Source organism: Rhodococcus sp. JVH1, from assembly GCF_000280725.2.
GTDB classification, from domain to species: Bacteria; Actinomycetota; Actinomycetes; order Mycobacteriales; family Mycobacteriaceae; genus Rhodococcus_F; species Rhodococcus_F jostii_A.
The window spans coordinates 830,244-843,489 of the sequence record NZ_CP166289.1 but is presented as its reverse complement, the minus strand read 5'-3'; the positions used below and the strand labels follow the sequence as shown (position 1 = coordinate 843,489).

13 protein-coding genes are annotated in these 13,246 nt (G+C 69.3%); 12 read left to right on the top strand and 1 reads right to left on the bottom strand.

The window, feature by feature from the left end; all coding sequences use genetic code 11:
• The first annotated feature begins 222 nt into the window (after positions 1-222).
• From JVH1_RS03980 to JVH1_RS03940, 9 genes are all read left to right on the top strand, one after another.
• Positions 223-1,023: an electron transfer flavoprotein subunit beta/FixA family protein gene (locus tag JVH1_RS03980; RefSeq protein WP_009479655.1), complete on the top strand. Its 801-nt coding sequence runs from the start codon at positions 223-225 to the stop codon at positions 1,021-1,023.
• Between the two features lie 46 nt (positions 1,024-1,069).
• Entirely contained in the window at positions 1,070-2,026 is a 957-nt protein-coding gene (locus tag JVH1_RS03975) for an electron transfer flavoprotein subunit alpha/FixB family protein (RefSeq protein ID WP_005259533.1), read from the top strand.
• Between the two features lie 134 nt (positions 2,027-2,160).
• Entirely contained in the window at positions 2,161-2,994 is an 834-nt protein-coding gene (locus JVH1_RS03970) for a GNAT family N-acetyltransferase (protein ID WP_011598359.1), read from the top strand.
• The gene (locus JVH1_RS03965) at positions 2,991-3,914 is read left to right on the top strand and encodes a 1-acyl-sn-glycerol-3-phosphate acyltransferase (RefSeq protein ID WP_009479657.1); all 924 of its coding nucleotides are present in this window, start codon (positions 2,991-2,993) and stop codon (positions 3,912-3,914) included. The genes JVH1_RS03970 and JVH1_RS03965 overlap by 4 nt, the downstream gene beginning before the upstream one ends.
• 17 nt (positions 3,915-3,931) lie before the next feature.
• Positions 3,932-5,152, top strand: coding sequence for a cysteine desulfurase family protein (locus JVH1_RS03960; RefSeq protein WP_009479658.1), 1,221 nt, complete (start codon positions 3,932-3,934; stop codon positions 5,150-5,152).
• Positions 5,152-6,246 carry a tRNA 2-thiouridine(34) synthase MnmA gene (gene mnmA / locus JVH1_RS03955; RefSeq protein ID WP_009479659.1) on the top strand — a complete coding sequence of 365 codons (1,095 nt, stop codon included), beginning with the start codon at positions 5,152-5,154 and terminating at the stop codon, positions 6,244-6,246. Before JVH1_RS03960 ends, mnmA begins: the two co-directional genes overlap by 1 nt.
• Complete coding sequence (locus JVH1_RS03950) at positions 6,243-7,265, top strand: methionine synthase (RefSeq protein WP_009479660.1); 1,023 nt, start codon at positions 6,243-6,245, stop codon at positions 7,263-7,265. The genes mnmA and JVH1_RS03950 overlap by 4 nt, the downstream gene beginning before the upstream one ends.
• A gap of 41 nt (positions 7,266-7,306) precedes the next feature.
• The gene (ligA, locus tag JVH1_RS03945) at positions 7,307-9,397 is read left to right on the top strand and encodes an NAD-dependent DNA ligase LigA (RefSeq protein WP_009479661.1); all 2,091 of its coding nucleotides are present in this window, start codon (positions 7,307-7,309) and stop codon (positions 9,395-9,397) included.
• A gap of 57 nt (positions 9,398-9,454) precedes the next feature.
• Complete coding sequence (locus JVH1_RS03940) at positions 9,455-9,943, top strand: GNAT family N-acetyltransferase (RefSeq protein WP_011598364.1); 489 nt, start codon at positions 9,455-9,457, stop codon at positions 9,941-9,943.
• A 37-nt stretch (positions 9,944-9,980) separates the two neighbouring features.
• Here the strand turns inward: JVH1_RS03940 and JVH1_RS03935 are convergent, their stop codons facing one another.
• Positions 9,981-10,631, bottom strand: coding sequence for an amino acid-binding protein (locus JVH1_RS03935; protein ID WP_025432327.1), 651 nt, complete (start codon positions 10,629-10,631; stop codon positions 9,981-9,983).
• Positions 10,632-10,835: 204 nt separating this feature from the next.
• Between JVH1_RS03935 and JVH1_RS03930 the strand changes: the two genes are divergently transcribed.
• Genes JVH1_RS03930 through gatA form a run of 3 tightly spaced genes read left to right on the top strand, consistent with a single transcriptional unit; the run spans position 10,836 to position 13,231 of the window.
• Positions 10,836-11,393 (top strand): antibiotic biosynthesis monooxygenase, encoded by a 558-nt coding sequence (locus tag JVH1_RS03930; RefSeq protein ID WP_009479663.1) that lies wholly within the window; start codon positions 10,836-10,838, stop codon positions 11,391-11,393.
• 60 nt (positions 11,394-11,453) lie between these two features.
• A complete protein-coding gene (gene gatC / locus JVH1_RS03925) occupies positions 11,454-11,753 on the top strand; it encodes an Asp-tRNA(Asn)/Glu-tRNA(Gln) amidotransferase subunit GatC (protein WP_009479664.1) in 300 nt (99 codons plus the stop codon).
• Complete coding sequence (gene gatA, locus JVH1_RS03920) at positions 11,750-13,231, top strand: Asp-tRNA(Asn)/Glu-tRNA(Gln) amidotransferase subunit GatA (protein ID WP_009479665.1); 1,482 nt, start codon at positions 11,750-11,752, stop codon at positions 13,229-13,231. Before gatC ends, gatA begins: the two co-directional genes overlap by 4 nt.
• The last annotated feature ends 15 nt before the right edge of the window (positions 13,232-13,246 follow it).

Here is a 13,246-nt window from a genome sequence, read left to right as displayed (position 1 = left end):
CCGGCAAGGTCGCTCGTCCAGGTGGTCTACATCACAGGGATGAAATGTACTTTCGGCCGTTATGGTGAACGAGACTTTCACGCAAGTTACCGACCGGTAACTTAACGTGGGGTAATCTGTCGCAGAGCCATCGTGCGACGAAATATCGACAACGAGAGCTCGGCCCACGCGGAGCAACTCACGATAACCACGCAAGAACACACAGGAGGTCGACGAAGACCCATGACGAACATCGTTGTTTTGATCAAGCAGGTCCCCGACACGTGGTCCGAGCGCAAGCTGACCGACGGTGACTACACGCTTGACCGCGAGGCCGCCGATGCAGTGCTCGACGAGATCAACGAGCGCGCCGTCGAGGAAGCGCTCCTGATCAAGGAGGCTCAGGGCGGCGAGGTGACCGTCCTCTCCGCAGGTCCGGACCGCGCCACCGACGCCATCCGCAAGGCCCTCTCCATGGGTGCCGACAAGGCAGTGCACATCAATGACCCGGCCCTCCACGGCTCCGACGCGGTGCAGACCGCATGGACCCTGGCCGCGGCACTCGGACAGATCACGTTCGAGAACGAAGAGCCTGCCGACCTGATCATCGCCGGTAACGAGGCCACCGACGGCCGCGTCGGCGCCGTCCCGGCCATCATCGCCGAGTACCTGGGCATCCCGCAGCTCACGCAGCTGCGCAAGCTCACGGTCGCCGACGGCACCGTCACCGGCGAGCGCGAGACCGACGAGGGCGTCTTCGGCCTCGAGGCGAGCCTGCCGGCCATCGTCAGCGTCACCGAGAAGATCAACGAGCCCCGCTTCCCCTCCTTCAAGGGCATCATGGCCGCGAAGAAGAAGGAAGTTCTCGTCTACACGCTGGCCGACCTCGGTGTCGACCCGGAGACCGTCGGTGTCGCCAACGCGGGCTCCACCGTCACCGCCTCCACCCCCAAGCCCCCGCGTACCGCTGGTGAGCGCATCGTCGACGAGGGCGACGGCGGCAGCAAGATCGCTGCCTACCTCGTGGGCCAGAAGATCATCTGATCGCGCCCCTCTACCGACCAGCAGACACATACAGGGAGAGTTAGACATGGCAGAAGTACTGGTGCTCGTCGAGCACGCAGAGGGTGCGCTGAAGAAGGTCAGCACCGAACTCATCACCGCCGCTCGCGCGCTCGGTGAGCCGGCCGCAGTGGTCACCGGTCCCGCCGGTACCGCCGACAAGCTGGCCGAGGGCCTCGCCGCCGCAGGCGCGGCCAAGATCTACGTCGCCGAGTCGGACGACATCGACGGCTACCTGGTCACCCCGAAGGTCGACGTGCTCGCGTCGCTCGTCGAGTCGGCCGCGCCGGCTGCGGTCATCACCGCCGCCAGCGTCGAGGGCAAGGAGGTCTCCGGACGTCTTGCTGCCCGCATCGGCTCCGGCCTGCTCGTCGACGTCGTCGACGTGAAGTCCGACGGCAGCGCCGTGCACTCCATCTTCGGTGGCGCGTTCACCGTCGACGCCAAGGCCAACGGCGACGTCCCGGTCATCTCGGTTCGTCCGGGTGCCATCGAGGCGAAGCCCGAAGCGGGCGCAGGCGAGAAGGTCTCCGTCGAGGTTCCGGCCCAGGAAGAGGGCGCCGTCAAGATCACCTCGCGTGATCCGATCGTCGGTGGCGACCGCCCCGAGCTCACCGAGGCGACCGTCGTCGTCTCCGGTGGCCGCGGTGTCGGCAGCGCCGACAAGTTCACCGTCGTCGAGGAACTCGCCGACTCGCTGGGTGCCGCTGTCGGTGCCTCGCGTGCCGCGGTCGACTCGGGCTACTACCCGGGCCAGTTCCAGGTCGGTCAGACCGGTAAGACGGTCTCCCCGCAGCTGTACATCGCGCTCGGCATCTCCGGTGCGATCCAGCACCGCGCCGGTATGCAGACGTCGAAGACCATCGTCGCGGTGAACAAGGACGAGGAAGCCCCGATCTTCGAGATCGCGGACTACGGCATCGTCGGCGACCTGTTCAACGTCGCGCCGCAGCTCACCGAGGCTGTCAAGGCCCACAAGGGCTGATTCTCGACCGACGGCGGCCCCGCTCCCTTCGAGGGAGCGGGGCCGCCGTCGTATCTTCCGTCGTTCATCCGGGCTGCATCGACACGACACCCGGGCGATGCCCTCACGCCGCCCCTGCTCGGTAAACCTGCGCCATGACAACTTCGTCAGTTCTCCGCGCACCGAGTGAGACCGCCGATTCTGTTGTAACCGCGCCCCGATACTCCCTGGTCGTCTCGTCCGACCGTGAACACCGCGTTGCGGCCCAGAGGCTGCGCTACCGCGTGTTCGCCTCCGAACCCGGATTCTCCGTCCCCGCGCACGCCGACGCCCTCGACGCCGACCGGTTCGACGACTTCTGCGACCACCTCCTGGTCCGCCACGAGGCGACCGGCGAGTTCGTCGGCTGCTACCGCATGCTCCCGCCCGACGCCGCTGCCCAGGCCGGCGGCTACTACACCGCCACCGAATTCGACATCTCCGCTCTGGACCCCGTCGGCAACCGCATCGTCGAGATGGGCCGGGCGTGCGTCGACCCCGACCACCGCTCCGGTTCGGTGCTGAGCCTGATGTGGGCAGGCATCCTCCACTACCTGCAGCTCACCGGATACGAGTGGGTCATGGGATGTGTCTCCGTGCCGATGCGGGAGCATCCGGACGCGGTGGCCGGTTCCAACGTCCGCGGGGTGCGCGACCTGCTGCTCCGCAAGTACGGCAACGACCCGGCCGCGCGGGCCGTGCCCAGGAACCCGGTGCGCGTCGACGGGCGGTCGCTCGACGAGATCGCGCCGCCCGCCCGCCCGACCCTGCCGCCGCTGCTCCGGGGCTACCTGCGCCTCGGGGCCAAGGTGTGCGGTGAGCCCGCGCACGATCCGGAGTTCGGTGTGGCCGATTTCGTCGCCCTGCAGGGACTGCACGGGGCCAACGAGCGGTACCTCGAACGCCTGCGGTCGGCGTCGGCCACTCTCGAGGCGGGGGCACAGGCATGAGCACGGCCCTGTCCGAGTCGACCGAGGTGACCGTGCACTCGTGGATGCCGTCGAGTCCGTGCGGCGCGGGGTGTCTGCCCGCGGAGGCGAACGGAGTGTCGATGCCGACCGTGGTCGTTCGGTGGTGCCTGGTGGTGTCGGCCCTGGCGACCGCGCCGCTCCTGACCGCCGGATGGTTGCTGCCCCGGTCGTGGCGGACCGGTCTGCAGCGGCGGTACGCGGCGATTCTGTTGCGCTGCGTGGGAATTCGCCTCCTCGTCGTCGATCATCGCGGAAAGCGGCGCCACACCGGCGGGATCCTGGTGGTGGCCGGCCACGTGTCGTGGACCGACGTGCTGGTGCTCAGCGCGCTCGCGCCGGCGAACTTCGTCGCCCGCGGGGATTTGCTGGACTGGCCGGTGCTGGGGTCGCTCGCGCGTCGGATGAGGGTCGTTCCGATCGAGCGGCAGAGCCTGCGGGCGCTCCCGGCGACGGTGGCGACGACAGCGGGCAGGCTGCGCGCCGGCGAACGAGTCGTGGCGTTCCCGGAGGGCACCACGTGGTGCGGACGGGCGTACGGGGGATTCCGGCCCGCGCTGTTCCAGGCCGCGATCGACGCGGAATGCCCGGTCCAGCCGATCTCGCTGCGGTACACCGGCCGGGGCGGGGAGCTGACGACCGGGCCCTGCTTCGTGGGCGAGGAGACGATCGGTCAGTCGGTCCGGCGCATCATCCGACAGAAGGGGGTCACCGCGGAGGTGCGGCTGGCGCCGATCGAGTATCCGGGGGAGTGCCGCCGCGATCTGGCGGCCCGGTGCGAGCGCGCCGCGCGAGGCGACGAACGGATCGATCTCGCAGCGCACGACATCCTCGATCCGCTGCAGGGTGTGGTCGGGACGGCGGCCGCGGGCATCGAGGCGGCGGAGCGTCTCGTCGCCTGAGCTATCCTGGTCACGTCATGACCTCTGCCCGCAGTGCCGATCACCCCGTCTACCTGGACCACGCAGCCACCACTCCCATGGTGCCCGCGGCCGTCCGGGCGATGACCGACATCTTCAGGACCGTGGGCAATGCGTCCTCGCTGCACGGTTCCGGGCGCGCCGCCCGCCGTCGCATCGAGGAGGCCCGCGAGTCCATCGCCGCCGACCTCGGTGCCAGGCCGTCCGAGGTCATCTTCACCTCCGGTGGCACCGAGAGCGACAACCTCGCCGTCAAGGGCATCTTCTGGGCCCGGCGCGACGCCGACCCGGGCCGGGTGCGGATTCTCGCCAGTTCCGTCGAGCACCATGCGGTCCTCGACGCGGTGGAGTGGCTCGAGAAGCACGAGGGTGCTCGGGTCACATGGCTGCCCGTCGACGAACTGGGCCGGGTGTCCCCGCAGACGCTGCGCGACGAACTCGCGGTCCACGCGGACGAGACGGCCCTGGTCACGATCATGTGGGCCAACAACGAGGTCGGCACGATCATGCCGATCACCGAACTCGCCGCCGTCGCGGCTGAGTTCGGTGTGCCGATGCACAGTGACGCCGTCCAGGCTGTCACGCACATCCCGGTGGACTTCGCTGCGAGCGGGCTGTCCGCGCTGAGCATCGCCGCGCACAAGGTCGGCGGACCGCAGGGCGTCGGTGCGCTGCTGCTCGGACGGCAGGTGCCGTGCGTGCCGCTGCTGCACGGCGGGGGACACGAACGCGACCTGCGTTCGGGTACCCCGGACACGGCGGGTGTCGTCGGTATGGCGGCCGCCCTGCGCGACACGACCGCCGACGTCGATGCCCGCGCGACGGAACTGGCCGTCCTGCGCGACCGCCTGATCGAGCGCGTGGGCGAGATCGTTCCCGACGCCGTGCTGAACGGGCCGGTGGGCAGCGCACGACTGCCGGGCAACGCCCACTTCACGTTCCCCGGCTGCGAGGGCGATTCACTGCTGATGTTGCTCGACGCCGCCGGGATCGAGTGTTCGACCGGCTCGGCGTGTACCGCCGGGGTCGCTCGTCCGAGCCACGTCCTGACCGCGATGGGCGTGGATTCCGCGACCGCGCGGGGGTCGTTGCGCTTCTCGTTCGGGCACACGTCGGCGATCGCGGACGTGGATGCAGTCATCGCGGCACTGCCGCAAGTTGTGGAGCGGGCCCGCGCCGCCGGGCTCGCCGGTGTCGGAGCGCGTGGAGGGGATCGTTGATGCGAGTACTGGCGGCCATGAGTGGCGGCGTGGATTCCGCGGTGGCGGCGGCACGGGCGGTCGCAGCCGGACACGACGTGGTGGGCGTGCATCTCGCGCTGTCCGCCGAGCCGGGCACGCTGCGGACCGGATCCCGGGGCTGCTGCTCCAAGGAGGACGCCGGTGATGCCAGGCGTGCCGCGGACGTACTCGGAATCCCTTTCTACGTCTGGGATTTCGCCGACCGCTTCAAGGAAGACGTGATCGACGACTTCGTGGCGTCGTATGCCGCGGGGGAGACCCCCAACCCGTGCCTGCGGTGCAACGAGAAGATCAAGTTCGCGGCGCTCGCGGACCGTGCGATCGCCCTCGGGTTCGACGCGGTGGCCACCGGCCACTACGCGCAACTCGAGAACGGCGTGCTGCGCCGTGCCGTCGACGCGGACAAGGATCAGTCGTACGTGCTCGGTGTGCTCACCGCCGAGCAGCTGTCGCGGGCGATGTTCCCGGTGGGTGACACCCCGAAGGACCGGATCCGGGAGGAGGCCGCCGAACGCGGCCTCGCCGTGGCGAACAAGCCCGACAGCCACGACATCTGCTTCATCCCGTCCGGCGACACCCGCGCATTCCTCGGCGCCCGCATCGGTGTCCGTCCGGGCAGTGTGGTCGACGCCGATTCGGGTGAGGTGCTGGCGGAACACGAAGGCGTGCACGGTTTCACGATCGGTCAGCGGAAGGGTCTCGGCGTCCAGGGTCCCGCCGCCGACGGGCAACCGCGGTACGTGACGTCGATCGAACCCGACACCGGCACCGTCCGTGTCGGTTCCGCCCGCAACCTCGAGGTGCACGCGATCACGGCGGACCGCGCCGTGTGGACGTCCGGGAGCACGCCGGTCGGACCGGTCGAATGCACCGTGCAGGTCCGGGCCCACGGCGGTCTCGCCGAGGCTGTCGCGGAAGCGGTCGACGGCGGCATCGCCATCTCCCTTCGAGAGCCGCTCACCGGTGTCGCGAAGGGGCAGGCCGTCGTCCTGTACCGGACCGATCCGGCAGGCGACGTCGTGCTGGGCAGCGGAACGATCTCGGGTACCGACGCACGTCCGAACACACAGTGACGCAGGGTATCTCACTGGCCGGTGCCGTCACCGGCGTCGGCTCGTGGCCGGGCACCGATCCGCGTGAAGCCGCCACGATTGTCCTCGGCGAACTCGGCAGGCTCCCGCACCTGGTCGAGTTGCCCGCCCGCGGGCTCGGCGCCGACATGATCGGCCGCGCCAGCGCTCTGCTCGTGGATCTGCAGCTGGACGTGTCCACGACGGCCTACCGGGTGGTGCAGCGTCGCGGTTCGGTCGCCAAGAGGGCGACCGACCTCCTGAACCAGGATCTGGACGCGCTCGAGGAGGCGTGGGACAGTGCGGGCCTCGTCGGCGCCGACCACGTGGTGAAGGTGCAGTCGGTGGGCCCACTCACGCTGGCGGCCGAGGTGGAACTCGGCACCGGCCGGCGTGTGCTCACCGACCCCGGTGCGGTGCGCGACTTCGCCGAATCGCTGGGCGAGGGGCTCGCGCGGCACGCCGCGGAGGTCACCCGACGTCTCGGCGCGCAGGTGTTGGTCCAGTTCGACGAGCCGCGTCTGCCCGCCGTGCTGGCGGGAACATTGTCCGGTCGATCGCGGCTCGAGACCGTGCGGGCGATGCCGGAACCGGAGGCTCTCGCCGTGCTCGAGGCCGCCCTCGCCGGCTGCGGCGCGGTGACCATGGTGCATTGCTGCTCCGCGGATCTGCCCACCGACCTTCTGCGACGCAGCAGTGCCCGCGCGGTCGGTCTGGACGTGTCACAGCTGGCGTCCACGGACCTGGACGGTATCGGCGAGTTGCTCGACGCGGGCAAGGAGCTCGCGCTCGGCCTCGTCCCGACCACCGTTCCCGCCGTGCCTGCCACGTGGCGCGACCTGGCTCGACCTGCGGTGACGCTGATCGACCGGCTCGGATTCGCCCGCACGACGCTGCGGACCCAGGTCGCGGTGACGCCCGCCTGCGGGCTCGCGGGCGCCGACGCGTCCTGGAGTCGGGAGGCGCTGAAGTTGTGCGCCGAGGTGAGCAGCGCGTTCACCGACGACCCCGAATCGCTCTGAGTCCGGCATTCGGTGTCGGCCGGACCGGTTAATCTTCGGTAGTGAGTGAATCGACCGAAGCCCCGACACCGGCCCCCGGACACGTCCGGGAGCATTGGAACGAGCTGGCCGAGGAAGTGCGGCAGCACCAGTTCCGCTATTACGTCCGCGACGCGCCCATCATCTCCGACGGCGAGTTCGACGTGCTGCTGGGCGAGCTGAACGACCTCGAAAACCAGTACCCCGACCTGCGGACGCCCGATTCGCCGACACAACTCGTCGGCGGCGGGTTCTCCACCGACTTCGCCTCCGCCGATCATCTCGAGCGGATGCTCAGCCTCGACAACGTCTTCGCCACCGACGAACTGCGCACCTGGACCAGCCGGGTGGAGCAGGAGACCGGGCCCGACCTGCACTACCTGTGCGAGGTGAAGATCGACGGGGTCGCGCTGAACCTGGTCTACGAGAACGGCCGGCTCGTCCGGGCCGCCACGCGCGGCGACGGCCGGACCGGTGAAGAAGTGACGCTCAATGCGCGGACCATCGACGACATTCCGGAAAAGCTCACCGGCACAGACGAATACCCCATCCCGGCACTCCTCGAGGTGCGCGGCGAGGTGTTCTTCCGGCTCGAGGACTTCGCCGCACTCAATGCGGCGCTCGTAGAGGAAGGCAAGGCGCCGTTCGCGAATCCCCGAAATTCCGCGGCCGGGTCGCTGCGGCAGAAGAATCCGGCCGTCACGGCCCGCAGGCGCCTCGGGATGATCTGCCACGGCCTCGGCCGGAGCGAAGGATTCGAGCCGGTCTCCCAGTACGACGCGTACACGGCTCTGGCGGCGTGGGGCCTGCCGGTGTCGACCCACACCGCCCGCGTCACGGGCGCGGACGCCGTCGTGGACAGGGTGCAGTACTGGGGCGAGCACCGGCACGACGTGGAGCACGAGATCGACGGTCTGGTGGTCAAGGTAGACGAGATGTCGCTGCAACGCCGGCTGGGGTCCACGTCGCGGGCGCCGCGCTGGGCGATCGCCTACAAGTACCCGCCGGAAGAGGCCACCACCAAGCTCCTCGACATCCGGGTCAACGTCGGTCGCACCGGCCGGGTCACCCCGTTCGCCTACATGGAACCGGTCACGGTCGCCGGCTCCACGGTCTCCCTCGCCACCCTGCACAACGGCTCCGAGGTCAAACGCAAGGGCGTGCTCATCGGCGACACGGTCGTGCTGCGCAAGGCCGGCGACGTCATCCCCGAGGTCCTCGGACCCGTGGTCGACGCCCGGACGGGCGACGAGTACGAGTTCGTGATGCCCACCCACTGCCCGGAGTGCGACACACCGCTGGCCCCCGCCAAAGAGGGGGACGCGGACATTCGCTGCCCCAACCAGCAGTACTGCCCCGCGCAACTCCGGGAACGCGTGTTCCACGTGGCGGGCCGCGGCGCATTCGACATCGAGGTCCTCGGTTACGAGGCCGCCACGAGCCTGCTCGAAGCCAAGGCGATCGGCGACGAGGGCGACCTGTTCTCGCTCACCGAGGACGATCTGCTCAAGACGTCGCTCTTCCGGACCAAGGCCGGCGGCCTGTCGGCCAACGGCCGCAGGCTGCTCGACAACCTCGATTCCGCCAAGGACAAGCCGCTGTGGCGGGTGCTGGTCGCGCTGTCCATCCGCCATGTCGGTCCCACGGCGGCGCGTGCGCTGGCCGGTGAATTCGGGTCGCTCGCGCGGATCCGGGAGAGCTCCGTCGAGGAACTCGCGGCGGTGGACGGGGTCGGCGGCACCATCGCCGCGGCTGTCGCCGAGTGGTTCGGCGTCGACTGGCACCAGCAGATCGTGGAGAAGTGGTCCGCGGCCGGGGTTCGCATGGAAGACGAACGCGACGAATCGATTCCGCGCAACCTCGAGGGACTGTCGATCGTCGTGACGGGGTCGCTGGAGACGTTCTCGCGCGACCAGGCGAAGGAGGCGATCCTCATCCGGGGCGGTAAGGCCGCGGGTTCGGTGTCGAAGAAGACGGCATTCGTGGTGGTCGGCGAATCGCCGGGCTCGAAGCACGACAAGGCCGTCGAACTCGGAGTGCCGGTCCTCGACGAGGACGGGTTCCGCCGACTGCTGGAGGGCGGACCGGACGCGGTCGCGGACTCCGGAGTGTGATCGGAACCTCACGCTCGCATTTTGGGCGGCGTGAGCAGTCCTGTCATAGTTCTGGACATGATCGAGATTCGGAATGCGACGCCGGACGACTACGAGGCCGTCGGTGACCTCACGGTGATCGCCTACGTGGGTGGCGGATTCGTCGAGGCGCACGATCCGTACACGAACCGGTTGCGCGACACCGCCGAGCGGGCGGAGAAGGCGGATGTGCGGGTGGCCGTGAAGGAGGGCCAGATCGTGGGTTCCGTTACGATCGCGGATCCGGCCTCGCCGTACGCCGACGTCGCGCAGCCGGGTGAGCTCGAATTCCGGATGCTCGCCGTGACACCCGACGCCCGCGGTTCCGGGGTCGGGTCGGCGCTCGTGCGGCACGTCCTGGACACGGCGTACGACCGCGGCGACCGCGCGGTCGTGATGTCCACCCAGCCGGACATGGAAGATGCCCGCCGGATCTACGACCGGAACGGTTTCGTGCCTGTGCCCGAACGCAATTGGGCGCCCGTTCCGGGTGTCGAGCTCACCGTCCTGGTCCGCGAGCTCGTCTGAGACGACCACCCCCGGACCTTTCGGCCCGGGACGGTGGTCAGCTCAGAACCGTCGCGATGATGCCGGCGAGGTAACCCAGCCGGGCGATCTCGGACGGACGGAACTCCGGGCCGCCGGGGCGGCCGAGCATCAGCACACGGCCGGTGGTCCCGAGGGGAGCCGCCGCGAGTGTGGTGTTCATGTCGCGCCACACCTGCGGCACCCAGTCGCCTTCGCCGTCGAGCGCCGTGGGCTTCTCCAGCGGCATCCACGGGATCTCGGTGGCATGGGTCTCGGGAGCTCCCGAGCTGCCGACCACACGGTATGCGCCGTGCGGGCCGAGGTCGGCCACCACGGACCAGCCGACCCGGAGCACGCGCGGCGCCCCGTCGACGAGGACCTGCAGTCGATCGTCCGCCGCGGTGGCGACCTGGTCGATGAGCTCGAGCTCGCGGTGGGTGTCGAGAATTCCGGCGTACGGCCGGATGGAGTCGACGGTGACGCCGGGCAGGTTCTCGGCGGCCGTGATGAGGGTGTCGGGGAGCGATCCCGGCTCGACATCGACCACGAGGTCGTCGATGGCGAATCCGGCACCCCGTTCCACCACGTCGAGCGACAGAATGTCAGCACCCACCGAGCCCAGGGCGACGGCGAGAGAGCCGAGGCTACCGGGACGGTCGGGGAGCTGGACGCGAAGCAGATACGACACGTGCGTCCCTTTCACCACGAGATAGACGCGGGAGTACCTGCGACCCCCGTCGCTCACCATCCTTGCACTTTCGTTCCCGAGTATGCGGTCCCCCCTGCGGCTTCGCCGGGGACGGGACGGGGACGTGCAGGTCGCGCTCGATTCGTGACACTGCCGATACGGATTCGCCTCGTCCGCGAAACACGACAGCCCAAACATGGGTGCATGAACACCACGGCAACGGGAGTGACGACGTCCGTCTCGCGGCGGGTGGCGGCGGGCCGGGAACAGGAATTCCTGCGCTGGACGGACGCCGGGATGGCAATGGCGGGCACGTTCCCGGGGTTCCTCGGCGGGGGATGGCTGCGCGCGGCGACCGACCCCGAGCAGTACCACGTGGTGTACCGGTTCGCGGACGAGGACACTCTCGACGCGTGGACGACGTCGCCCGCCAGGAAGGTGTGGGTGGGCAGGGGGACAGGTCTCGCGCAGGACACGGTCACGCACCGGCTGACCGGGGTGGAGGGCTGGTTCGAACCGCAGTCGACGCTCACGCACGCCGTTCGGGTCACGCCGCCACCGCCGCGGTGGAAGCAGGCGGTTACCATCTGGCTCGGCTTCTTCCCGATCTCATTTCTCATCGCGCTGTTCGTCACCCCTCGGCTCTCGGCCCTGGACGTGGTGACCCGCACCGTGGTGGCGTCGGTCGTCACGACTCCGGTGATGGTCTTCGTGGTTCTGCCGTTCCTGACGGGCAGGTTGCGGCGCTGGCTGCACGGCTGATCGGGCCACGCTCTAGGCTGGGACCCACTTGTGTACGTCCGAACCGAAAGGGGCCCCGCGGTGCCTGCCATCTCCCGTGACGAGGTCGCGCACCTCGCGCGGCTGTCTCGACTCGCCCTGACCGATGCCGAGCTCGACGAGTTCGCCGGTCAGCTGGACTCGATTCTCAGCCATGTGAAGGTGGTCACCGAGGTACCCGCCGAGGATGTTCCGCCGATGGCGAACCCGAACGCGGTCACCAACGTGACCCGTCCCGACGTGATCGTTCCCGGCCTGACTCCCGAGCAGGCGCTGTCCGGCGCACCGGCTGTCGAGCAGGGTCGCTTCGTTGTCCCGCAGATCCTTGGAGAGGGCGAATGAGCGCCGAACTGACCACTCTCGACGCCGCAGATCTCGCGTCGAAGATCCACAGCCGTGAGGTGTCGTCCGTCGAGGTCACCCAGGCGCACCTGGACCGCATCGCCGCGGTCGACGGTGACCTGAACGCCTTCCTGCACGTGGCAGGCGAGCAGGCCCTCGTGTCGGCGAAGGAAGTGGACAGCAGCCTCGCCGCAGGCAATGCGCCTGCCTCCCCGCTCGCGGGAGTTCCGTTGGCGCTCAAGGACATCTTCACCACCACGGACATGCCCACCACGTGCGCGTCGAAGATTCTCGAAGGCTGGATCGCACCGTACGACGCGACGCTCACGAAGAAACTGCGCGAGGCCGGCATCCCTATCCTGGGAAAGACCAACCTCGACGAGTTCGCGATGGGTTCGTCCACCGAGAACTCCGCCTACGGCCCCACCCGCAACCCGTGGGACACCACGCGCATCCCGGGCGGTTCGGGCGGCGGCAGTGCCGCGGCCCTCGCGTCCCGGCAGGCCCCGCTCGCGATCGGCACCGACACCGGCGGCTCGATCCGTCAGCCCGCCGCCGTCACGGCGACGGTCGGCACCAAGCCGACGTACGGCACGGTCTCCCGTTTCGGCCTGGTGGCCTGCGCGTCCTCGCTCGACCAGGGTGGTCCGTGCGGCCGCACGGTCCTCGACACGGCGCTGCTGCACGAGGTCATCGCCGGGCACGACCCGCGCGACTCCACGTCGATCGACGCGCCCGTGCGTCCCGTGGTGGCGGCTGCGCGTGAGGGTGCCGGTGGCAACCTGAAGGGCGTGAAGGTGGGTGTGGTCAAGGAACTGCACTCCGACAGCTACCAGCCCGGGGTCATCTCCTCGTTCGATGCCGCCGTCGCGCAACTCACCGAACTCGGTGCCGAGGTGGTCGAGGTGTCGTGCCCCAACTTCGAGTACGCGCTCGCGTCGTACTACCTGATCCTGCCGAGCGAGGTGTCGTCGAACCTCGCACGCTTCGACGGGATGCGGTACGGCCTGCGCATCGACGAGGGCGACATGAGCGCCGACCAGGTGATGGCCGCGACGCGCGCCGCCGGCTTCGGCCCGGAGGTCAAGCGCCGCATCATGATCGGTACCTACGCGCTGTCGTCCGGCTACTACGACGCATACTACGGTCAGGCGCTCAAGGTGCGGACGCTCATCGCCAGGGACTTCGAGAAGGCGTACGAGAAGGTGGACGTCCTGGTGTCGCCCACCAGCCCGTTCACTCCGTGGAAGCTGGGCGAGAAGGTCGGCGACCCGCTCGCGATGTACCTCTCGGATCTGTGCACGCTGCCCACCAACCTGGCGGGGCACTGCGCGATGTCGGTTCCGTCGGGACTGTCCGCTGACGACGGTCTGCCGGTGGGACTGCAGATCATGGCACCCGCGCTGGCCGATGAGCGGCTGTACCGCGTCGGCGCCGCCTACGAGGCCGCACGCGGTCCGATCGGCTCGCCGAACTAGGGCGTGTCTCCCAAT

Excerpts from the sequence above, each read along its gene's own strand:
- JVH1_RS03930 (WP_009479663.1), top strand. The coding sequence starts at position 10,836 with ATGAACACCACGGCAACGGGAGTGACGACGTCCGTCTCGCGGCGGGTG.
- JVH1_RS03965 (WP_009479657.1), top strand. The coding sequence starts at position 2,991 with ATGAGCACGGCCCTGTCCGAGTCGACCGAGGTGACCGTGCACTCGTGG.
- JVH1_RS03960 (WP_009479658.1), top strand. The coding sequence starts at position 3,932 with ATGACCTCTGCCCGCAGTGCCGATCACCCCGTCTACCTGGACCACGCA.
- JVH1_RS03980 (WP_009479655.1), top strand. The coding sequence starts at position 223 with ATGACGAACATCGTTGTTTTGATCAAGCAGGTCCCCGACACGTGGTCC.
- gatA (WP_009479665.1), top strand. The coding sequence starts at position 11,750 with ATGAGCGCCGAACTGACCACTCTCGACGCCGCAGATCTCGCGTCGAAG.
- JVH1_RS03940 (WP_011598364.1), top strand. The coding sequence starts at position 9,455 with ATGATCGAGATTCGGAATGCGACGCCGGACGACTACGAGGCCGTCGGT.
- mnmA (WP_009479659.1), top strand. The coding sequence starts at position 5,152 with ATGCGAGTACTGGCGGCCATGAGTGGCGGCGTGGATTCCGCGGTGGCG.
- JVH1_RS03970 (WP_011598359.1), top strand. The coding sequence starts at position 2,161 with ATGACAACTTCGTCAGTTCTCCGCGCACCGAGTGAGACCGCCGATTCT.
- JVH1_RS03975 (WP_005259533.1), top strand. The coding sequence starts at position 1,070 with ATGGCAGAAGTACTGGTGCTCGTCGAGCACGCAGAGGGTGCGCTGAAG.